Source organism: Acinetobacter sp. 24-47-62 (genome assembly GCF_056779765.1).
In genome coordinates this window covers 1-20,333 of record NZ_JBWYIN010000003.1, presented here as the reverse complement: position 1 = coordinate 20,333, position 20,333 = coordinate 1, and the positions used below count along the sequence as shown (strand labels likewise).

Here is a 20,333-nt window from a genome sequence, read left to right as displayed (position 1 = left end):
ACTTTTTAAGAAATTGATTTATATAATATTTATTGTATTTAATGTCTTTTTTTGAATTTTGATTTCATCAAATGATGAACACAATTAAAAAAATATTTATCAAATGATGAAAGACTATTTTCAACTCTTTTTTTTATAAATATCCATCTGGCATTTTCATGCACTTTATGTACAGTATGATGATATGTATAAATTTTGAGTTCGTTATTAGTACACAAGTAATGAAAAAGTGCTTCATAGGATATTGAGCACAGAATAAAATGAAGGACATTGCGCATGCAGCCATTTTTGAAGCCACAACAAGATATTCAGGACCTGATTGACCGGATTAAGTTCGATGCCGCTCATGGTCAGATTTGGTTTGAAGAAAATCGTATGTTGTTGCTACATACCGATATTTTTGGTTTTCTACGCAAAGACTTGCACGATATGCTGGGTTATGAGCCAGCCAAAAGGTTCTTTATTCGTTGTGGTTATCAGGCTGGTATGCGAGATGCCGAAGCCACTGCACAACTTCGTCCAGACCTCAATGAAACAGAGGCTTTTATGGCAGGACCACAAATGCATGGTATTCGTGGGATGGTACAGGTCGAAGTCAATACACTTCAGCTGAGCCATCGCAACCATGAGTTCTATGCCGACTTTAACTGGCGACATTCCTTTGAAGGTGAAGTTCACCTGAGCGAGTTTGGTAAATCCGATGAACCTGCTTGCTGGCTACAACTTGGTTATGCCTGTGGATATAGCAGCTATGTCATGGGACAAACCATTATTTATCAGGAAACCCAATGTATTGCCCAAGGTCATGATCATTGTCGGATCATTGGTAAACCCTTAACTGAATGGGAAAATGCTGAAAAACTTGTACAATTTATGTCTCCTGACCCTATATCGGACGAAATCATTGCATTACGCGCTGAATTGAATCAGCTAAAACACGATATTTATACTCGTGCCGAGGTCGACTACAGCATGTTTAATGCGGTCGGAGAATCTGCGGCTTACCGCAATGTCTGTGACCTCCTCAAAAAAGCGGCTGGCAGTAAAGTGGCCGTACTCCTGTCTGGGGAAACAGGTGTTGGTAAGGAGGCTTTTGCACGAGGTATTCACTATGCAAGTCCACGTAAAGATAAGCCTTTTATCGCAGTTAACTGTGCTTGTATCCCACATGACCTCATTGAAGCTGAGCTCTTTGGCGTAGAAAAGGGGGCTTTCACAGGAGCAGTCAGTCAACGAATAGGTAAATTTGAACGTGCCCATCAAGGTACGATTTTTCTGGATGAACTGGCTGAGTTATCCCCTCGTGCCCAAGCAGCCTTATTACGAATGCTGCAAGAAGGTGAATTTGAGCGTGTAGGCGATTATCAGACCCGAAAAGTCGATGTTAGAGTGGTAGCTGCTACCAATGAAGATCTAGAATTAGCTGTCAAAGAGGGTCGATTCCGTGCCGATCTGTATTTTCGCCTAAACATTTTTCCGGTACGTATTCCGCCATTACGCGAACGGCGGGAGGACATTCCCCTGCTGGTCAGTCATTTTCTTAAACGCTTTGAAAATATATATGACAAAAAATTTAAAGGACTGAGTGACAAAGCCAAACATTTCTTTATAAATTATAATTGGCCAGGCAATATCCGTGAATTAGAGAATGTACTGGAACGCGCAGCACTACTCACAGATGATCAACAAGAGGTTAAACTACGCGATTTATTTCCCGATGTTGTAGCCGCTGAGGCAAATAGCTATCGGGAAACATTCCCTTCCAAATCATTTAATTCACAAAAAATTGCAGAACTATTTACTCCTGACTTTTCATTGGAGCATTACGAACAGCAGATTATTGTACAAGCCATGCAACAGAGTCAGAACAATGTCTCCGAAGCAGCACGTTTACTCGGCATTAGCCGGGCAACATTGGATTATCGCTTAAAGAAATATAGGGCCTTATCCTAAGGCTCTATATTTCATACCCAAATACTCTCAACTTATATTACTGCGTGCTTTTTTAACCGGTATTCCAGTGCACTTCGTGTCATATTCAAATAACGTGCGGCTTTCGACACGTTGCCGCGATACTTTTGCAAAGCTGTTTGTAAAATCGTGGCTTCGACATATTCAATATCTAACTGTTCTGAATTGTGCATCAGATTTTCAATGAACTGATCCAGATCACTTTGAGTAGCAATGCCTTTGATGCCATTCACTTTCTGCTTATGCTGGCTAACAAAGCTCTGAATTACATTATCTTCCAACATCAGGTCTTCTAAGTCCAATGACACATCATTGGACAATAGCACTGCCCGTTCCACAATATTTCGCAGTTCGCGGATATTCCCCGGCCACTCATAACTGTTGAAGAAAGCATAAACCCGGTCACTAAATCCGTTGAAGGTCTTCTCGTACTGCTTTTCAAAGAACCGAATATAATATTCCAGCAGTAAATGAATGTCTTCCCGACGCTCTTTCAATGATGGGATTAATACTGGATAAGTGGCAAGCCGGTAATATAAATCACTGCGGAAACGTCCTTCATCTACTGCTTTTTTCAGACTTTCATTACAAGCGACCACCACCCTGACATTGGTCTTGCGGGTCTTGGTATCCCCCACCCGTTCAAACTCTCCAGTTTGCAAAACACGAAGCAAAGACGCCTGCGCTTTAGGGGATAGCTCGATAATTTCGTCCAGGAAAATGGTGCCCCCATCTGCCCGTTCAAATTTACCAAAGCGGTTTTCAGTCGCCCCGGTAAATGCGCCTTTATTACTACCAAACAATTCCGCTTCAATCAGTTGCTCTGGCAGACAGGCACAGTTAATTGCGACAAATTCTTTATCTTTACGGGCACTATTCTGATGGATACCACGCGCAGTTGTTTTGGCCAGTTGCCGGTAATCAGTGTTGGACCTTTAAAGTTTTCTACACCTGGGAATTCTGGTTTTTTCGGCATGGACAATGTCCCTACACCAGAAATAAAGAAACGAGATTTAATGACTTCACCCTGATTGGTCGTTACTGTCCAATATTTTTCTTGTTCATTCCAGACCACAGACGTGACTTTGGTATTGAAGGTAATGTCCTTTCTCAGGTCAAAGCGATCTGCCACATGATTGAGATATCGTAGAATTTCTGGCTGGGCTGCAAATTTCTCGCTCCAGGTCCATTCTTGCTGTAATTTTTCATCAAATGAATAGGAATAATGCGCACTCTCAATATCACAACGTGCACCGGGATAATTATTCCAGTACCAAGTTCCACCGACATCTGGTGCACTTTCAAATACGCGTACTGGAACTCTCATCTGATCACGCAGTTTGAATAAGGCATAAAGTCCAGTAAATCCTGCACCAACGACCGTCACCAAGGTGTCCACACCTTTTGTTAAAATATTTAAATTATCCATGAAACGTCTCCAGTGTTCTTAAATTATCCTTATGCTTAAATGTCCTATCTAAGCCATCAGATACTTCGCAAGGAGCATGCCAAAATTTAACTATATGTTTTTTATAAAAATATTTATTTTCTAAGTAAAAAAAATTCATGTTTTCACTAAATTAACTCTAATTCTCACATATACATGAATTTATAAAGGAGTTGAGAATGAAGGGAGTTCATTCATGGCATCAAAGATACACTCCAGCAGGCAAAAAAAATCCTCCTTGATGGAGGATTTTTTATTTGAAAAATTTATTTCTGCTCGATGAACTCTTTGAAATCTGCTTTACGAATCATCGCATGGATGCCTTTTGTTTTATCTACAACTTGAGAAACTTCAAAATCAGTCGCAGCACTGAGATAAGCATATGCAATTTCTTCACTTATGCCATATTCATTGACTAAGAAATTGATTGCTTCACGCGTAGATTTACGCATTGCTTCATCCAAATCTTTATCTAAGCCATGTGTAATCCAAAATTGATCATTTTCACCTAATGGCTGAGAAAGTTGCTTACCTGGAATATGATCTTTACCCGCTTTTAACACACTAATTTTAAACGTTGCACGCGCTGAACCTTCTAAAGCAGTTAATGCAACTTCACCATCACCTTGAACAAAATGACTATCACCTGTGTAGAATAATGCACCTGGAACTTGAACAGGATAATAAGCGGTTGCCCCAGCCGTTAAATCATTAATATCAATATTTCCACCATAAAATGAGGGTGGAACTGAGTGAACAGGTTCGCTGGTATTTGGTGCAACACCCATTGTTCCCATAAATGGATTTAATGGAAAACGAATTGCTTTACCAGATTCTGTTTGAATCACCCCCTCCCATACACCCTCTTTATTTTGAGCAATGGGTGTAAATACTGAAACATTGCCATAAGCATCTGGATTTTCTGGCGAAGCATGATCCTGTTTTTGTCGTTTAGGGAATTCAGGCAATGTACCTTTACCATGGCGGTTCGAAATAACACCATAAGGAACACGTGGTTCTATTTTCAATATTTCAACTTTAAGCACGTCTCCCGGCATTGCACCTTCAACGTAGATCGGACCAGTGATAATGTGTGGGCCATCTTTATGGAAATCATGCTTTAAATTAGAGCGAGTGATCAATTTCGCTTCATCTAAAATGTGCTCTTTTTTAACACCTTTAGATGTAAAGTATTTTTCAGCATCACGCCCTTGATCCTCTAATAAACCTTCATGTGACACTGTATCAAAAGTCACATGACTCCCCGATGGAACCGTTAAAACTGGCTTAGCATCTTTATCGGTAGATAACCCCATTGAATAGTATTGAGTGTACTTGGAATATAATAGTGTCCAGTATATTCCCCTTTTTTTAGTAAAGTTAGCTTGCTTTCAATCTGTTTTAAAATCTTCAGCCGAACTAAAAGTCGAAAAACTTAATATTGATGTAGCAATCGAAATCGATAAAGCTAACTTTTTAACATGCACTCAAATCCAACTATAAATTTCATGTGAATTTATTTAAGCAATCCCTATGCCAAACATGATTAAAATTCAATTAGATCTACATTTTCATTTTAAAATATTTCGCCCAATCTACAGCTATTTTTGAAATCTTGTGCCATTGGTCTGTAAAAATGGAGTGCTAAACTTCAAGCCTTTCAAACATTGTATAAATCAGCGTTTCGCATTCTTTGTCAAGAATGTTGCAAAACACTGGACTATTTAAAGTAATGGAACACCTGTATGGCGAACAAATTTGAATTTCAAATCCGAGTGTATATTGAAGATACAGATGCTGGAGGCATTGTTTATCATGCCAATCATATTCGCTTTATGGAACGCGCACGTACAGAATGGTTACGCGCTGCAGGGATTTCACATTACTGGCATCAAAAAGATTACAACTTTGTCGTGCATAAATTAGCGCTTAAATATTCACGCCCAATATTAATGGATGACTTAATTACTGTTACAGCAAGTGTAGTTTCGTGTAAAGCAACGTCTTTTGTATTGCAACAAAATATTTATCGTGGTGAAATCATGCTAGCTTCAGGGGAAGTAGAATTGGCGTGTATTAGCGCTGAAATGAAACCGCTGAGAATTCCAAATGAAATCCGTGATCTAATCGAAAAAGAATTAGCCCACGCATAAAAATATGATTGGCACATGTAACTATGGCAACACAACTCGAATCTTCACTTCACGTCACAGATTTAATTCTTCAAGCGAGTCCAGTCGTACAACTGGTCATGCTGGTGTTGGTACTAGCTTCACTCTTTAGCTGGTACCTTATTGCCAAGTTACATATGACGTTTAAGAAAGCTCGCCAAGGTGATGATCATTTTCAGAAGATTTTTTGGTCTGGTGCAGAACTCAACACTTTATATAACAATGCACAAATCAACTCTAAGCGTGAAGGCTTGGAAGATGTTTTTTATCTTGGTTTTGCAGAATTTCTCAAACTCAAAAAAACCAAAGCTGAAACAGCACAAGTCATTGATGGCACAGAGCGTATTCTTGGGGTGGGTTTAAGCCGAGATCAGAGCCGTATGGAACAAGGCCTCAGTGCACTTGCCAGTATTGGTTCAGTTGCGCCCTATGTTGGTTTATTCGGTACAGTTTGGGGCATTATGAATGCTTTTATCGGCTTAGCCCAAGTCGATCAAGTGACGCTAGCAACTGTCGCACCAGGTATCGCGGAAGCCCTCATTGCGACTGCTATTGGTTTATTTGCTGCGATTCCTGCAGTACTTGCATTCAACCACTATACGGCCAAAAGTGAAAAAATTTACTCAGATCGTTCCTTGTTTGCTGAAGAAATGGTGGCGCTTTTACAACGTCGTTCTGTGGGTTCTACACAGGAAGTTGAATAAATGGCCGTTCGTCGCTCAGGGCGTTTCCAACGCATCAAAAAGCCACTTAACAGTGACATGAATGTAGTTCCTTATATTGATGTCATGTTAGTACTTTTAGTGATTTTTATGGTGACCGCACCAATGATCACAAGTGGCATAAAAGTTGATTTACCTGAAGCAAACAGTGTACCGATTGAATCTAAGGATGCACCAGCTATGGTGACTTTAGATCAACAAGGACAATACTTTTTAGAATACAAGGGTAGCCAACCAAGCCCACTGAGCTTGCAGGAATTACAACAGACACTTCGTGATGCACAACAAATTGCTGAACGTGAGAATAAACAATTTAGTGTCGTCATCAATGGTCATAATACTCGACCTTATGGTGAGGTGATGACGCTCATGTCTAACTTACAAGATGCAGGGATCAATCAAGTTGGCTTGCTGACCAAACCGATTCAATAAGCTATGAAAGAATCTAACTCCCGCTTTTCAAAAGAAAAGAAAATTGCAATCGGATTCACTGTTGCGGTCCATGTGATTGCGATCACAGGCTTATTGTTTCTTGGATTGACTCAACCTCCTGAGCCAACTAAAACTGTTAAAACAGTTTTAGTGAAACCTGAAGATCTTGTACCACCTGAACCCACGCCATTGGTTGAATCTGATCATTCAGATACAGCGCACCAGAACGTTCAAGAAAATGTTCAACAGACCAATGAGCCGATTCAAAATGCACCAGTGATTCCTGTTGCGCCTGCTGTACCTCCTCCAGCTCAACCAAAAGTTGAAGAGCCAAAATCCGACCGTAAAGCTGAGCAAGCGGCTGCGGTTAAAGCTCAACAAGAAGCCGAACGTAAAGCAGCGGCTGAAGCACAACGTAAAGCGACTCAAGAAATGAATCGTAAAGCTAAAGCTGAGGCCGATGCTAGAGCTAAACAAGAAGCCGCCCAAAAAGCCAAAGCAGCTGAGCAAAGCGCAAAACAGGAACAACAACAAAAAGCGAAAGCTGATGCTGCTTTAAAAGCGAAACAAGAAGCTGATCGAAAAGCTAAAGCTGAGGCAACTAAAGCCAAAGCTAAGCAAGAAGCTGACCGGAAAGCTAAGGCAGAGGCCGATGCTAAAGCCAAACAAGAAGCCGATCGGAAAGCCAAAGCTGCTGCTGAAGCCAAAGCCAAACAAGAGGCTGATCGTAAAGCTAAAGCGGAAGCAGATGCAAAAGCCAAACAGGATGCTGATCGTAAAGCTAAGGCTGCAGCTGATGCCAAAGCTAAACAAGAGGCTGATGCGAAAGCTCGTCAGGAAGCACAAAGAAAAGCGGATGCCGAAGCCAAAGAACGTGCCGAAGCTGAAGCTCGAGAATCTGCCGCTGAAAAAGCTAGACAAGAAGCAGCCAACAAAAAAGCTGAATCTAAACGCATCGCTTCTTCAGCAAAAAGAGACTTTGAGCAAAAAATTAAAGGTGCTTGGAGAATGCCAATAGGCTCTTCAGGTCAAAAAGCGACAGCACGCGTGACATTATCTGACAGTGGTTCTGTGACTTCAGTCATCGTCAATGCATCAGATCCAGATGTCAAAGCCAGTGTCGAACAGGCTGTTCGTGCAGCAGCACCATATCCGATGCCATCCGATCCTGATGCAAGGCGTGAAGCTCGTAGTTTCACTTCTTCATTCACCGTGAAATAATAAAAAACCTTTCGATTCGTCGAAAGGTTTTTTCATGAATTGCGGATAATTACACGCTTTATATAGATTCGGTACGGAGCTATATGCTAAAAAGCTAGAATATTCGAAAAATTAGTATCTTGAGTACGTGACCTCTCATGAAAATGATCTCAAAACATCTTCTCGGTTTAGCAATTTTGGCAGCATTTAGCCCTGCTCTCATTACGACCTCTTATGCACAGCTTCATCTTGAAATTGCCAAAGCACCTGAAGAAGCCCCAAAAATTGCTATCGTGCCATTCGTAGGTGATCAACGCTTATACCCTGTTGTAGAGCAAGATTTAAACCGTTCAGGTCGCTTTACCAGTTCATCTAAAAATTTACCTGCAACAGCAACCATCAATCAAGCCAATGGTGCTGCTTGGCAATCTGCAGGCGTACCTTATGTTGTGAATGGTGAAGTTAAAACCAATCCTGATGGTTCATTGGCTGTTCATTACCAACTCTATGATGTCCAAAAACAACAATATTTGCTCAATGAACTATTAACTGTACCACCATCACGCATTCGATCTGCAGCACATATGATCAGTGATGCGATTTACCAAGCATTAACAGGTATTCCTGGTGACTTTAGTGGTCGCATCGCTTATGTTTTGCGAAATCCTACGACTCCTGATAATCGCTACACTTTACAAATCGCAGATACGGACGGCGAACAACCACGCACTGTATTGAGTTCGCGCGATCCAATTTTATCCCCTGCTTGGACGCCTGATGGCAAAAAAATCGCTTATGTTTCATTCGAAACCAAACGTCCAGCGATTTATGTTCAAGATTTAGCGACTGGACAACGTGAAAAATTAGCTGGCTTCCGTGGCTTAAACGGTGCGCCAAGTTTTTCCCCAGATGGTAAAAGCATGTTGTTCACTGCATCAATGCATGACAACCCTGAAATTTATCAAATGGATTTAAATACGCGCCAAGTGAAGCGTATGACAAATAATACAGCAATTGATACAGAAGCTCGCTATACCCCAGATGGTAAAGGTTTTATCTTTACCTCAGACCGTGGTGGTTCAGCACAGATCTACCATTACACGTTTGCTGATGGTTCAACAAAACGTTTAACTTTCCGCGGAGCATTCAACGCACGTGGCAGTTTAAGTGCCGATGGTAAATATGTTGCTTTAGTACATCGCCCTTCTGCTAGCAACTATAAGGTAGCAATTCAAGAAATCTCAACTGGAATCACGAACATTTTAACGCCTACCAGTTTAGATGAATCACCAAGCTTTTCACCAAATGGTCAAATGGTCGTGTATGCGACACGTGAAGGCAGCCGTGGATTGTTATCGATTATGTCTACAGATGGTCGCTTCCGCATGAATTTACCTAGCGAACAAGGTGAAGTTCGTGAACCTGCTTGGGCACCTAAATAATCGAATTTAATCTTTCAAGGAGATGAACATGAACGCGATTAAAACGTTTGCTCTTCCACTCATTGCTGTAAGTTTAGTAATGACGGGTTGCGCAAGCCGTAAACCAGCAACTACAGATACCACTACGATGACACCACCATCAACGTCAACGTCAACGTCTGTGAATACGACTGGTCTCAGTGAAGATGCAGCATTAAATGCTCAAAACTTAACGGGTGCTTCTGCTAAAGGGGTAACTGAAGCCAATAAAGCTTTCTTGGCTAAACGTGTTGTTCACTTTGATTATGACAGCAGTGAGCTATCTACTGAGGACTATCAAACCCTCCAAGCACATGCACAATTTTTATTGGCAAATGCAAACTCTAAAATCGCATTAACTGGTCATACCGATGAACGTGGAACGCGTGAATACAATATGGCTTTGGGTGAGCGACGTGCCAAAGCAGTTGAAAGTTATCTAGTCACAAATGGTGTAAATCCAAACCAACTCGAAGCTGTGAGTTATGGTAAAGAAATGCCAATTAATACAGGTAACAACGAAGCTGCGTGGAAAGAAAACCGTCGTGTAGAACTCAATTATGAAGCAGTGCCACCACTTCTTCGCTAATGAATGCAAAAAAAGCGCTCAATTCGAGCGCTTTTTTTATATCAGGTTTAAGACCTTTGCGAGTCTGGCATGCGCACTTGCATAGACTCAATCATGTCATGCTTATTAAACTCTTTATATTCAGGTTTAGCCTCGTACTGTTTCCATGCTTCCTTGGAACTCTCTGAACTAATTTCGTTTAAGTCGATTGCCTCACCTGGCGTTGGAGTTGCTTCAAACTTTTGAATGCTCATTTTAAAGCTCCTTTTAAAATCATCCTCCTATCAACATACCATGTTCTAAAACTCTGGCAAGTGCAAAATCACCACAAATAACGCAGGATAATTTCTATTTTGCACTGAACTCATCTAAAATAGCCCAAGATCCAAATTTTATTCTTTTAAAGCTTTTAGGAGCGTCCTTGTAATGTCATACCTCACCTTGTCACAATATCTTGCACAACAACAAGGAAATCTAACGCCTGAACTCTCTAATGTGATTGAAACAATTGCTGAAACGTGTAAAACCATCGATTCAGCATTGCAAAAGGGTGCCTTAGCGGGTGTGTTAGGTAGTGCTGGTAATGAAAACGTACAAGGTGAAGCGCAAAAAAAATTAGATGTTATTTCAAATGACTATTTAATTGATGCGCTAAAAAACAACGAAAATGTAGGCGGTTTAGCTTCTGAAGAACTCGATGAGTTTACCCCAGCACAAGAGAACGGTAAGTATTTAGTTTTATTCGATCCACTAGATGGCTCAAGTAATATCGATATCAATATGTGTGTTGGCACCATCTTCTCTATCCTACCTGCCAAAAATTCAGTGACACAAGCAGAAGATTTCCTTCAAGCAGGTACTGAACAAGTCGCAGCTGGTTATGTGTTATATGGCCCATCAACTATGATGGCATTAACCGTTGGTGCAGGTACTGTTTTCTTTACATTTGATCCAGAGTCAAAAACATTCCTGTTGACAACTGAAAATATCCAAGTGGATGCCGATACAAAAGAATACGCCATTAATGCTTCAAATCAACGTCATTGGGAAGAACCTGTTCAACGCTATATTGGTGAGCTACAAGCGGGTAAAACATCTGTACGTGAAAAAGATTTTAACATGCGTTGGGTTGCCTGCATGGTCGGTGATATCCACCGTATTCTTTGCCGTAGTGGGATCTTCTTATATCCTTACGATACCAAAGATCCTAAAAAAGCTGGTCGTTTACGTCTTATGTATGAAGCAAATCCAATGAGTATGCTCATGGAACAAGCAGGCGGTGCTTCGACAACAGGTCGCGTGCGTATTATGGAAATCCAACCGACTGAACTTCACCAACGTGTACCAGTCGTCATTGGTTCAAAAAATGAAGTTGAGCTTGTTACTGCTTATCATCAATAATTTACAATTGAGAGCCTATTGATTTAGGCTCTCATGGAAGTCAAACTGAATGGCCATCATCTTTTTAGAATCTAAAGACAACTCGAAAATTAAACATTTACGTGGTTTAATTGATCAAAATAGTTACCGTAAAAAGCAAGGCCAAACTGTTCTAGAAGGCACACATTTGTGCTTAGCTTGGTTAGAAAAAAATCGTAAGCTGAATTCGATTTTTACCACTGAAAAAGCAATGGAACACGCCGATTTTGACGAAATCGCGCAACACTATACAGGCTCAGTGTTTGTTATTAGTGAATCACTCTATAAAGACATTAGCACGCTAGGAACCACCTTAGCATGTTTAGCGATTGTAGATTTGCCTACTCAACGTGATGCTCTAGATTATACTCAAGACACTTTAATTCTTGAAAATGTTCAAGATCCAGGCAATGTGGGTACATTACTTCGTTCAGCTGCGGCTGCAGGTATTGAACAAATTGTTTGCACCAAAGGTTCAGCATCTTTGTGGTCTCCTCGCGTATTACGAGCAGGAATGGGTGCGCACTTTTCATTAAAAACCTATGAAAACGTTGCGCTTGAAGATGTGCTGTCTCAATTCAAAATTCCCGTGTATGTCACGAGCTCACATGAATCAGAAAGTTTATATGCAAAAGACTTAACTCAAGCTTGCGTATGGGTACTGGGCAATGAAGGTCAAGGCGTTTCGGAATATGCCCTAGCACATGCTTCAGCAATTACCATTCCCCAACCGGGTGGTCAAGAATCATTAAACGTTGCAGTTGCCGGATCGATTTGTTTCTTTGAAATGGTACGCCAACGGATATGATTCGTTAAAATATATTAACGAAGTCACTGAAAATAAAAAAATCTATTAAACTGCTAAAAAATAGTTGCTTAGATTGTCAACCTACCATTATGTTTTGACGTTATATAAGTAACGATTAGAAAATAATGGTGGGTACCCAATGACGGGATTTTCCATCTCTATGGATTTAGCACCAAAAAAAGTCAAGCCTGAAGATTCGAGTGTTCTTTTGAATACGGCCGAACAACGTCTTAAATATTTTATGCAAGACGTCACTGGGCGTGCATTGGTAATGATGGAAAGTGCAACTCAAGGACACAATGGCATTGCCATGGATTTAGTCCAAGAAGCTTTTATATCTTTGCATAAATCATATGCTGATAAATCCACTGCAGAGTGGTATCCCCTTTTCTATACCATTTTAAATAACAAACTTCAGGATTGGCGTCGTAAAGAATCTCGACGGGCTTTTCCATTCTCGTTATTTAAAAAAAATAACCACGATGAAGATGATGACGAAACCATCAATATTGTGGATGAATCAACACCTAATCCGCTGCAATTTCTTGCACAAGAGATGGCTGTTGAGGAGATTCAAAATGCAATTTCTAAGTTACCTGTTCGCCAACAACAAGCATTTATGTTGAGAGCATGGGAAGGGTTTGATACACAAACCACAGCCGAAATCATGAATTGTTCAGAAGGCAGTGTAAAGACCCATTACCATCGAGCTATACAGGGCTTAAGATCTGCTTTGTCTCACTTAAACCCAAATGACGGGGGATCATCGGATGAATCATGATGAATTTACGAAACAAGTGACTGAAAAATTGAATGTACTGGCATCACAACATCGCAATAAAGCGGTCGTGATGGAGCATGTACTTGATGAGATTAAAGACAAACCCTTATTTTCTCAGTTGATGACTTGGAAAGTTACTGGTTTTGCATTAGCAGCCGCGATCACAGGATTTGTGGTACTTCCAAATGCGTTTGATTTGGAAGAAGCTCCAAGCCCACAACAAGTGATTGTCACCCCTAAACTTTCTCCGCAAATGATGGAAGATCTAGAAATGTTATCTGTTTTTGGTGAGGATAAATCAGCTCATGGCAGCTAAAGGCTTAGCGATTGCACTCTGCACATTAGGTTTTTTACAAACCAGTTTTGCAGGCTATGAACGTTTTTGGATCTTCTCGAAAGACAATAATTCTGAACTTAATGAATCTTGGGAATCGCTTTCTGAAGATGAACAAAAAGCACTGATTAAACGCTATCAAAATTTGAAAGAAATTCCTGAAGAGCAAAGTGTTGTTCTACAGCAAAGAATGGATTGGTTTACTAAACTGCCTGAACAAGAAAAAATACAAATGCGCGAAACTTGGCAACAGATGAGCTCAAGTGAACGAAATGATTTGCGTAAAAAAATGATGAACGCGACGACTGCCGAGCAGCGCAAAGAAATACGCGAAACTTATTTAAATAAATATATGCAACAAACCACGATGAAACAATAAAAGTTTAAAGCCTCTATAAGAGGCTTTATTTTTTTAATTAAAGATATATACCCTCACGTTCAGGCTGATAGAGCACTTTATCAATTTTTACTTTCATTGTTTGCCCATCAGGCTGAGGCCATTCAATTTCCTGTCCTTCCGCCAAACCTAAGATTGCTGCGCCAATGGGTGCAATCACATTAACCTGCCCCTTTTCACCTTTAAAGTCATGGGGATATACCAGCACAATCTCTGTAGGTTCAGTCGATGGTGCAACCGTTATCAGCACTTTAGCATTCATCGTCACTACATTGGCAGGGATATCTTTAGGCTGTACTACTTCAGCACGAGCCAACTCGTTTTCTAAATGTTCCATCGTTGAAGTCAACTGTGGTTGATGCTCCAACATGGTTTCTAAACGATTTAAATCTTGTTCAGAAATAATAATATTTGGATGGCTCATTTTCTGCTCCAATTCAAATGTATAACGACAATTGAATAATTAATAGATACATCAGTTATATCAGAACTATTGAAAAATGACAGATTTGACATTCCAATATTCAATAAAAAAGCCCCCTTGAGGGGGCTTTTCTCAAGTCGAAGATTATTTTGCGTAAACTGGGAATTTAGCGCATACAGTCTCAACTTTAGCTTTCACAGAATTGATGACAGCTTCGTCGCCTTTAGAATCTAAAATATCCGCGATCCAACCTGCAAGTTCACGTACTTCTGCTTCACCGAAACCACGAGTTGTTACAGCTGGAGTACCGATACGGATACCAGACGTCACAAACGGAGAACGTGGATCGTTTGGTACAGAGTTTTTGTTCACAGTAATGTGAGCAGCACCTAACCAAGCATCAGCGTCTTTACCAGTAATGTCTTGTTTGATGAGAGACAACAAGAACAAGTGGTTTTTCGTACCGCCTGAAACAACGTCATAACCGCGTTCGATTAACACTTCAGCCATTGCTTGCGCGTTTTTCACAACTTGTTGTTGGTATGCCTTGTATTCAGGAGCCATTGCTTCTTTGAAGCAGATCGCTTTAGCCGCTACAGCGTGAACTAAAGGACCACCTTGGTTACCTGGGAATACAGCAGATTGAAGTTTTTTCTCAATTTCTTCGTTTGCTTTTGCAAGGATTAAACCAGAACGTGGACCACGAAGTGTTTTGTGAGTCGTCGATGTAGTTACGTCAGCAATTTGAACTGGGCTTGGATAAACACCAGCAGCAACAAGACCAGCAACGTGAGCCATATCTACAAATAGATAAGCGCCTACTTTGTCCGCGATTTCACGGAAACGCTGCCAATCAACGATTTGGCTATAAGCAGAGAAACCTGCAACAATCATACGTGGCTTGTGTTCTACAGCTAAACGTTCTACTTCTTCGTAATCGATTTCACCTGTTTCTGGATTTAAACCGTATTGGATCGCATTATATGTTTTACCAGAGAAGCTAACTTTAGCACCGTGAGTCAAATGACCACCGTGAGCTAAGCTCATACCTAAAACAGTATCGCCTGGGTTAAGAAGCGCTAGATAAACTGCAGAGTTTGCTTGAGAACCAGCATGAGGCTGAACGTTCGCGTAATCAGCACCAAAGAGTTCTTTAGCACGGTCAATTGCCAATTGTTCAATCACGTCTACATATTCACAACCGCCATAGTAGCGTTTGCCTGGGTAGCCTTCTGCATATTTGTTAGTGAGTTTTGAACCTTGAGCTTCCATTACTGCTGGAGAGCAATAGTTTTCTGAAGCGATTAACTCAATATGAGCTTCCTGACGAGCATCTTCACTCGTAATAGCTTGAGCTAATTCTGGATCAAAGTCAGCAATAGAGATATTGGCAAACATTAGCGAGGTCCTATTAATGTAGGGCTTTTAAGCCGTGCTAAGATTGGCGCGTATTGTAACATGAACTTGTTAAGTTTCGAGAATGAAGTTTAAACAGTTTGCAATTAAATTTGATTAATTCTTGTGTGTTCACTCTATTACTATTAAAAACAAATATCTGAATTATGACTATTCTTTTTAAATTTATTCATTTTTAAAAATTATTTTTAACAACCTACAGTCTAAACTTGCAGCGTCAATATCATAGAAAACGAAATTTCTTTAAATGAGCACCTTATCTAAATAATTCCCATAATTTGTTCAATTCAGCATAATTTATACAATTCATTGACTTTATTACTGTGAGCTCAGATTTGAAAATGTTAAATTAATTACATCTTTATCATTAACTTGGACATTTGCATGCAAGCCATTATCTTGGATACTGAAACCCATACATTAAACGGTTTGCCCATAGAAATTGCATATGCTCCTATTCAGATTGAACAAGGCAAATTAAGTCTTGATCGCGAAAAAATCTTTGACCAACTATATAGCATTGGTGACGAAAAAATTTCCTATGCTGCAATGGCGGTTCATCATATTCTTGAAAGCGATTTAGTAGATCAACCCAACTTCGGAACCTTCGAGTTACCTCAAGAAACGACGTATATTATTGGTCATAATATTGATTATGATATTCGAGCTATTCAGCAATGCGGCGTTGAAACAAGTCATATTAAAGCCATCTGTACACTCGCTCTTTCTCGACTAGTTTGGCCTCATGCAGAAGCACACAACATTTCTGCTTTAATTTATATGATTAGTAAAGGCAGTAGCAAAGCTAGAGAGATGTTAAAAGGTGCCCATCGTGCTGATGCTGATATTATTTTGACTGCAAATATTTTAATGCACATTATTCATCATTTGGGTATTCAAACCATTGAAGAACTCTATGAAGTATCTGAAGATGCACGTATTCCTCGTACAATTAACTTCGGTAAACATCGTGGGACAGCCATTCTAGATCTTCCAAGTGATTATGTTTCATGGTTACTAAGACAAGAAGACTTGGATCCCTATTTGAAAAAAGCCTTAGAAAAAACTTTAATTGATACCCTTTAAGCAATATTTCATGACTCTCACTTTGAACCTAAACCTCAAAGTGAGAAATTAACTATTTTTTTTAATACTTTTAAACGATTAAACTAAAATTTACACCAATAATTAAAATAATATAATTACATGATAATTAAATATTTTTTATTATTTTTATTCATTCAACACTGCCCACCTCATCCGCTATTAGACTAAGGCGAAGTAGAACATCTTTGTCATAAATATATTAATACGATCATACAACAACGGTATAAATAGGTGCCTTATGTCTAAACTCAGCCAAATTCTAGAATTTGATCCTTTAGATAATCCTATGTATCTTAAAAAAGTCGGAAATTGGGTTCTCACCTTCTTGCATGCCCATGACCAGGTGGAGAAAATCCAGCTCGCCATTACCAATGTTATTCCGCGTCAAGCAGATGGCTCATTGCAGCCTCGACGTATTATCATTGAGCAAGCTGATCAAGAACATCAATGGCAAATCAATCACATAGAATGTTTTGATAGCCTTGAAAATAAAGAAGTCCTGCTCAATGCTTCAGAACAAACGGGTGGATCGATCATTCAAGACCTGCTCAGTGAATTTCGAAAATATGATGTTGAAGTCATGTTTAAAGCATAATTCCGATATGAAAAAGCCCGCTTTACGCGGGCTTTATGTTGGAAGGCTAGTGTTAGATTTATTGTTCAACTGAACTCAACTAACTGTCATTGATCCGTCCAACTCGTCAGTAGCGTTGAATATTTATTTACAACCTACTGTGAGTTTTAATTTAATACTTTCAATATGTGATGTGAAGTGACTTTAACACTTTTCAACAACTGTATAAAAAAAATACAATTGAATTTTTTTATTTATAGATAAGAATAAGTTTCGCGAATATGAACAAAGTTTTAATTCAAAAAAGTCGACCGAAATGGGTCGACTTTTAATTCTAAATTTAAGCTCAGAATTAAGCCAAATGACGTGAACGATTATTTGAATGATTTACACCAAAACGGCCAGCAAAAATCGTCACAATCAATCCAATCAATAAACCAATAAATGACCATAAAGCAGCTTTTGCAGCAGCTTTAGTCGCATCAGCTGCTTTTTCACGTGCTTGATCTTTTAGTTCAGTATATTTCAATTTAGCAGATTGAATATTCGCCTCTAAATCATTAAAGAATTTATCCTGCTGTATAAGGAAATTATTGACAACTTGATTCGCTTCTTGCGGAGTTAGAGATGAATTTTTCGCTAAAGCAGCACTGACTTCATTCTTATTAATAGAAGCAGTCACAGATTGTGCACGATTTTTTAATTGTTCTGATAACTTTTGAATAATAGCATCACTGTTATCTGGATAAATCACCAACTCTTTTGCAGCAACCTTAATTTGCTCCTTTGCCCATTCACCCTGCGCTTTTAAGAATTCAGGTTGCAGTTCCTCGATCCCAGTTTTGCGTAATGCTTCTGACATCTTTTCATCACTATTTTCAAGCTTTGGTAAAGGAACTAATTCCTCAAAAGCTTGAACTCCGATCTGAGTTAAATTAACGCCACCTTGACCAATTCCTGATGCTACACTACCCGCAGCACTACTGACTGAACTAATCGCACTACCAGTAATTTTTGCCGCGCCGCTAATGGTCATTGCACCAAACCAGATACCTAACAGCAATGAAAGTGACCAGACAATAAAGCCATGGATTGCACCATCAGCTTGAGCTAAGTGACCTGCAACAAATCCACCAATAGCCAACGATACTAACAATGAAATAATTGTCCATACGCTTACTGCTATCCCTGAGCCATTTGTAATATTAGTGGTAGATTGTGGATCTAGGAGCGCAAATCCTAATGCAACGCCTAGTAATGAGAGTAAAATTGAAATAGCTAATACAACAATAACGCCAGCGAAAATACTCGCCCACGAAATTCGATTTTGGATCAAAACTTTTTCTTCGTACATTGTTGTGCCTCTTATTTGAATTATTCATAATTTATGTGATTTATACGGCAATGCCGCAATTCAAATTTAAAATAGGTTATGTGAATTTTGTGTGACTTATTTATCGTTTTAATGTTTATTTTGAGACTAAATATATTATTATTTGTCAGTATTGGTGCATCTCACGATTCAATCGACTCAGATTAACAATTCAGATTACGCACTAAATTTTGATAAAAATTTACTAAAAATATTTTAATTGACAGACTATGTTTTGTTTGAAAACATAAAAGAAATGGTGCGCTCAGCGCGCACCAAACTCAGGAACTATCATATTGTTTTATATTAATAAAAATTAAATACCGTTGAGCTTTACCGTAAAAAATACCGTAAAAAAATCTCTTAACTTATTCTAGAGAAGTTAGATTCCCTAAGATGACATGAATTTAGATCAAGGCATAAGCCACGGACTTTTGTTCAAATTTTGCTTGAGAATTTGAAATTGTATACTGAGTTTAACACGTAAATTCTCAATATAAAGTGCAACAATATAACATCACATTTTATATTTATTTTTTTCATGTATCATTTAATGGTGCAACTTCAGGGTTAAGGTTATGTTTGAAAATATTGATGCTTTAAAAATGAGATTAGATCAGCATCGTCCTCTTTCCTCTGCAATTGTAAAAAATCTACAAGAAGACCTTATTGTTCGTTGGACATATCACTCAAATGCAATAGAAGGCAATACACTTACATTGCTAGAGACCAAAGTCGTTTTGGAAGGCATAACTGTTGGTGGAAAAGCTTTACGAGAACATTTCGAGGCAATCAACCATAGAAATGCTATCTACTATGTTGAAGACATTATTCGCAAAGAAGAGCCTTTTTCTGAATGGCAGATTCGTAATATCCATCAACTTATTCTAAAAAATATTGATGATGACAATGCTGGACGTTATCGCCAACAAAACGTATTAATTTCAGGTGCTACGACTACCCCACCCGACTATACATTATTGAATGATAAGATGGCTCAACTTGTTGATTGGTACAACTCCGAAGCACATAAGTTACACCCCATTGAACGTGCAGCTAAAGTACATGCTGATTTTGTTGGAATTCATCCATTCATTGATGGAAATGGGCGTACATCACGTCTTTTGATGAACCTTGAATTGCTTAAAGCAGGATATCCTCCTTGTGTTATTACGGTCGAAGATCGCTTAGCCTACTATGAAGCTTTGGATCAGTGGATGGCCTATGGCAAAACTGAGGCTTTCATTCAGTTGGTTGCTGAAGCTGTGCTAGAGGCGTTTAAACCATATCAGGTTGTTCTAAGGATATAGATCAACTTGTAAAGTATCTTGATGTCTAACGCTACAGCCTTAGCATCTATAATCATTTGTAAAGTTAACCCTATAGCTGGTTAATAATCAGCACGATCTGTACTTACCTAAAGTACATCATAGTACGCATCTTGATTTTAATAGATCAAAAATTCAAGAAGCCATTCGACAAAATTAGACTATACTCACTTCTTATAAATGTTAACGCTATTCAACTATTTAAATCAGGAAATAGATATATCAATAAAAATCATAGTTTATTATCAGATTTTAATTAAAGTAATATCCACAATTTTTTACTATCTTTAAAAGAAAAAATGATTACTAAAGGTAATCCTCCCATAAATAACCGAAGTTAAAAGTAGAGGTTAAGCAGCCATTAGAGGTGGCTTTCCTTTGTTAGCTTGATGTGGTCTTTCA

Annotated in this window: 21 protein-coding genes and 2 pseudogenes; 15 read left to right on the top strand and 8 right to left on the bottom strand. The window is 39.1% G+C overall.

Translation table 11 applies throughout. The annotated features are described in order from the left end of the window. Positions 1–276: 276 nt before the first annotated feature. Positions 277–1,953: a phenol degradation transcriptional regulator MobR gene (gene mobR / locus AC1M87_RS02945; RefSeq protein ID WP_481592899.1), complete on the top strand. Its 1,677-nt coding sequence runs from the start codon at positions 277–279 to the stop codon at positions 1,951–1,953. Positions 1,954–1,985: 32 nt separating this feature from the next. Here mobR and AC1M87_RS02940 read toward each other — a convergent pair whose 3' ends face one another. The 4 genes and pseudogenes from AC1M87_RS02940 to AC1M87_RS02925 all read right to left on the bottom strand — a co-directional run bounded on the left by AC1M87_RS02940 (position 1,986) and on the right by AC1M87_RS02925 (position 4,878). Continuing rightward, a complete protein-coding gene (locus AC1M87_RS02940; protein ID WP_481593015.1) occupies positions 1,986–2,279 on the bottom strand; it encodes a helix-turn-helix domain-containing protein in 294 nt (97 codons plus the stop codon). After that, positions 2,280–2,867: pseudogene (locus AC1M87_RS02935) on the bottom strand (sigma 54-interacting transcriptional regulator); the annotation flags it as partial. Further along, positions 2,786–3,400 carry a flavin-containing monooxygenase gene (locus AC1M87_RS02930; RefSeq protein WP_481592898.1) on the bottom strand — a complete coding sequence of 205 codons (615 nt, stop codon included), beginning with the start codon at positions 3,398–3,400 and terminating at the stop codon, positions 2,786–2,788. The gene AC1M87_RS02930 and the pseudogene AC1M87_RS02935, both read right to left, overlap by 82 nt. A gap of 284 nt (positions 3,401–3,684) precedes the next feature. Then, positions 3,685–4,878: pseudogene (locus AC1M87_RS02925) on the bottom strand (acetamidase/formamidase family protein). Between the two features lie 285 nt (positions 4,879–5,163). Here AC1M87_RS02925 and ybgC point away from each other — a divergent pair. The 6 genes from ybgC (at position 5,164) to pal (ending at position 9,992) form a co-directional block, all read left to right on the top strand. Further along, the gene (gene ybgC / locus AC1M87_RS02920) at positions 5,164–5,571 is read left to right on the top strand and encodes a tol-pal system-associated acyl-CoA thioesterase (protein ID WP_481592897.1); all 408 of its coding nucleotides are present in this window, start codon (positions 5,164–5,166) and stop codon (positions 5,569–5,571) included. A 23-nt stretch (positions 5,572–5,594) separates the two neighbouring features. Next, complete coding sequence (gene tolQ / locus AC1M87_RS02915) at positions 5,595–6,293, top strand: protein TolQ (RefSeq protein ID WP_481592896.1); 699 nt, start codon at positions 5,595–5,597, stop codon at positions 6,291–6,293. Further along, positions 6,294–6,743, top strand: coding sequence for a protein TolR (tolR, locus tag AC1M87_RS02910; protein WP_481589753.1), 450 nt, complete (start codon positions 6,294–6,296; stop codon positions 6,741–6,743). 3 nt (positions 6,744–6,746) lie between these two features. Next, on the top strand, positions 6,747–7,964 hold the full coding sequence (gene tolA / locus AC1M87_RS02905) for a cell envelope integrity protein TolA (protein WP_481592895.1): 1,218 nt from the start codon (positions 6,747–6,749) through the stop codon (positions 7,962–7,964). Positions 7,965–8,101: 137 nt separating this feature from the next. After that, a complete protein-coding gene (gene tolB / locus AC1M87_RS02900) occupies positions 8,102–9,385 on the top strand; it encodes a Tol-Pal system beta propeller repeat protein TolB (protein ID WP_481592894.1) in 1,284 nt (427 codons plus the stop codon). Positions 9,386–9,413: 28 nt separating this feature from the next. Further along, positions 9,414–9,992, top strand: coding sequence for a peptidoglycan-associated lipoprotein Pal (gene pal / locus AC1M87_RS02895; RefSeq protein ID WP_481592893.1), 579 nt, complete (start codon positions 9,414–9,416; stop codon positions 9,990–9,992). 47 nt (positions 9,993–10,039) lie between these two features. On the opposite strand, the gene AC1M87_RS02890 is transcribed toward pal, so the two are convergent. Next, positions 10,040–10,225: an NF038105 family protein gene (locus tag AC1M87_RS02890; protein WP_481592892.1), complete on the bottom strand. Its 186-nt coding sequence runs from the start codon at positions 10,223–10,225 to the stop codon at positions 10,040–10,042. 172 nt (positions 10,226–10,397) lie between these two features. Between AC1M87_RS02890 and AC1M87_RS02885 the strand changes: the two genes are divergently transcribed. The 5 genes from AC1M87_RS02885 to AC1M87_RS02865 all read left to right on the top strand — a co-directional run bounded on the left by AC1M87_RS02885 (position 10,398) and on the right by AC1M87_RS02865 (position 13,692). Further along, positions 10,398–11,372 (top strand): class 1 fructose-bisphosphatase, encoded by a 975-nt coding sequence (locus AC1M87_RS02885; RefSeq protein ID WP_180027536.1) that lies wholly within the window; start codon positions 10,398–10,400, stop codon positions 11,370–11,372. Between the two features lie 49 nt (positions 11,373–11,421). Then, complete coding sequence (locus AC1M87_RS02880) at positions 11,422–12,198, top strand: TrmH family RNA methyltransferase (protein ID WP_481592891.1); 777 nt, start codon at positions 11,422–11,424, stop codon at positions 12,196–12,198. 160 nt (positions 12,199–12,358) lie between these two features. Beyond that, entirely contained in the window at positions 12,359–12,979 is a 621-nt protein-coding gene (locus tag AC1M87_RS02875) for an RNA polymerase sigma factor (RefSeq protein ID WP_171260669.1), read from the top strand. Then, entirely contained in the window at positions 12,969–13,295 is a 327-nt protein-coding gene (locus tag AC1M87_RS02870) for a hypothetical protein (RefSeq protein ID WP_092766070.1), read from the top strand. The genes AC1M87_RS02875 and AC1M87_RS02870 overlap by 11 nt, the downstream gene beginning before the upstream one ends. Continuing rightward, on the top strand, positions 13,285–13,692 hold the full coding sequence (locus AC1M87_RS02865) for a DUF3106 domain-containing protein (protein ID WP_092766069.1): 408 nt from the start codon (positions 13,285–13,287) through the stop codon (positions 13,690–13,692). The genes AC1M87_RS02870 and AC1M87_RS02865 overlap by 11 nt, the downstream gene beginning before the upstream one ends. A gap of 37 nt (positions 13,693–13,729) precedes the next feature. On the opposite strand, the gene rnk is transcribed toward AC1M87_RS02865, so the two are convergent. Further along, positions 13,730–14,134, bottom strand: coding sequence for a nucleoside diphosphate kinase regulator (rnk, locus tag AC1M87_RS02860; RefSeq protein WP_481592890.1), 405 nt, complete (start codon positions 14,132–14,134; stop codon positions 13,730–13,732). Positions 14,135–14,278: 144 nt separating this feature from the next. Next, complete coding sequence (gene glyA / locus AC1M87_RS02855; RefSeq protein ID WP_481592889.1) at positions 14,279–15,532, bottom strand: serine hydroxymethyltransferase; 1,254 nt, start codon at positions 15,530–15,532, stop codon at positions 14,279–14,281. Positions 15,533–15,934: 402 nt separating this feature from the next. Here glyA and AC1M87_RS02850 point away from each other — a divergent pair, with 402 nt between their 5' ends. Continuing rightward, the gene (locus AC1M87_RS02850) at positions 15,935–16,636 is read left to right on the top strand and encodes a putative quorum-sensing-regulated virulence factor (RefSeq protein WP_481592888.1); all 702 of its coding nucleotides are present in this window, start codon (positions 15,935–15,937) and stop codon (positions 16,634–16,636) included. A gap of 259 nt (positions 16,637–16,895) precedes the next feature. Then, a complete protein-coding gene (locus AC1M87_RS02845; RefSeq protein WP_481592887.1) occupies positions 16,896–17,252 on the top strand; it encodes a hypothetical protein in 357 nt (118 codons plus the stop codon). A 331-nt stretch (positions 17,253–17,583) separates the two neighbouring features. On the opposite strand, the gene AC1M87_RS02840 is transcribed toward AC1M87_RS02845, so the two are convergent. Then, a complete protein-coding gene (locus AC1M87_RS02840) occupies positions 17,584–18,585 on the bottom strand; it encodes a hypothetical protein (RefSeq protein WP_481592886.1) in 1,002 nt (333 codons plus the stop codon). Between the two features lie 596 nt (positions 18,586–19,181). Here AC1M87_RS02840 and AC1M87_RS02835 point away from each other — a divergent pair. Further along, positions 19,182–19,913 carry a Fic family protein gene (locus AC1M87_RS02835; RefSeq protein ID WP_481592885.1) on the top strand — a complete coding sequence of 244 codons (732 nt, stop codon included), beginning with the start codon at positions 19,182–19,184 and terminating at the stop codon, positions 19,911–19,913. Positions 19,914–20,333 lie beyond the last annotated feature (420 nt).

Coding starts and splice junctions, on each gene's coding strand:
- AC1M87_RS02880 (WP_481592891.1), top strand. CDS start 11,422: ATGGCCATCATCTTTTTAGAATCTAAAGACAACTCGAAAATTAAACAT.
- AC1M87_RS02870 (WP_092766070.1), top strand. CDS start 12,969: ATGAATCATGATGAATTTACGAAACAAGTGACTGAAAAATTGAATGTA.
- AC1M87_RS02840 (WP_481592886.1), bottom strand. CDS start 18,585: ATGTACGAAGAAAAAGTTTTGATCCAAAATCGAATTTCGTGGGCGAGT.
- tolB (WP_481592894.1), top strand. CDS start 8,102: ATGAAAATGATCTCAAAACATCTTCTCGGTTTAGCAATTTTGGCAGCA.
- AC1M87_RS02865 (WP_092766069.1), top strand. CDS start 13,285: ATGGCAGCTAAAGGCTTAGCGATTGCACTCTGCACATTAGGTTTTTTA.
- tolA (WP_481592895.1), top strand. CDS start 6,747: ATGAAAGAATCTAACTCCCGCTTTTCAAAAGAAAAGAAAATTGCAATC.
- AC1M87_RS02890 (WP_481592892.1), bottom strand. CDS start 10,225: ATGAGCATTCAAAAGTTTGAAGCAACTCCAACGCCAGGTGAGGCAATC.
- glyA (WP_481592889.1), bottom strand. CDS start 15,532: ATGTTTGCCAATATCTCTATTGCTGACTTTGATCCAGAATTAGCTCAA.
- AC1M87_RS02850 (WP_481592888.1), top strand. CDS start 15,935: ATGCAAGCCATTATCTTGGATACTGAAACCCATACATTAAACGGTTTG.
- AC1M87_RS02930 (WP_481592898.1), bottom strand. CDS start 3,400: ATGGATAATTTAAATATTTTAACAAAAGGTGTGGACACCTTGGTGACG.
- AC1M87_RS02845 (WP_481592887.1), top strand. CDS start 16,896: ATGTCTAAACTCAGCCAAATTCTAGAATTTGATCCTTTAGATAATCCT.
- tolR (WP_481589753.1), top strand. CDS start 6,294: ATGGCCGTTCGTCGCTCAGGGCGTTTCCAACGCATCAAAAAGCCACTT.
- mobR (WP_481592899.1), top strand. CDS start 277: ATGCAGCCATTTTTGAAGCCACAACAAGATATTCAGGACCTGATTGAC.
- AC1M87_RS02835 (WP_481592885.1), top strand. CDS start 19,182: ATGTTTGAAAATATTGATGCTTTAAAAATGAGATTAGATCAGCATCGT.
- AC1M87_RS02885 (WP_180027536.1), top strand. CDS start 10,398: ATGTCATACCTCACCTTGTCACAATATCTTGCACAACAACAAGGAAAT.
- rnk (WP_481592890.1), bottom strand. CDS start 14,134: ATGAGCCATCCAAATATTATTATTTCTGAACAAGATTTAAATCGTTTA.
- AC1M87_RS02875 (WP_171260669.1), top strand. CDS start 12,359: ATGGATTTAGCACCAAAAAAAGTCAAGCCTGAAGATTCGAGTGTTCTT.
- pal (WP_481592893.1), top strand. CDS start 9,414: ATGAACGCGATTAAAACGTTTGCTCTTCCACTCATTGCTGTAAGTTTA.
- tolQ (WP_481592896.1), top strand. CDS start 5,595: ATGGCAACACAACTCGAATCTTCACTTCACGTCACAGATTTAATTCTT.
- ybgC (WP_481592897.1), top strand. CDS start 5,164: ATGGCGAACAAATTTGAATTTCAAATCCGAGTGTATATTGAAGATACA.